The 235-nt window shown below is 56.6% G+C and carries 1 protein-coding gene; it reads right to left on the bottom strand.

Annotated elements, in window-relative coordinates:
- Positions 1-210: transcription termination/antitermination NusG family protein (locus tag CH341_RS33465; RefSeq protein ID WP_281023753.1), on the bottom strand; the 210-nt coding region annotated here is incomplete at its 3' end.
- Positions 211-235 lie beyond the last annotated feature (25 nt).

Genomic DNA, 235 nt, shown 5'->3' with positions numbered 1-235 from the left:
ATCCATCTTGACGAGCACATAGCCCGGAAAAAACTTGCGCTCCGCGTCGACCTTGCGGCCACGACGCACCTCGACAACCTTCTCCTTCGGAACCAGGATCTCATCGATCAGATGATCGAGCCCCGCCGCCTCCGCTTTTTCGCGAATGGACTCAGCGACCTTGTTCTCAAAATTCGAGTAGGCGTGGACGATATACCAGCGTTTCGCCATCAATCTCTGCCTTGCGGGCTCAGCC

It is taken from the genome of Rhodoplanes roseus (assembly GCF_003258865.1).
GTDB lineage: Bacteria > Pseudomonadota > Alphaproteobacteria > Rhizobiales > Xanthobacteraceae > Rhodoplanes > Rhodoplanes roseus.
Note: the sequence above shows the minus strand (reverse complement) of the source record. Positions and strands in the feature narration are given on the sequence as shown.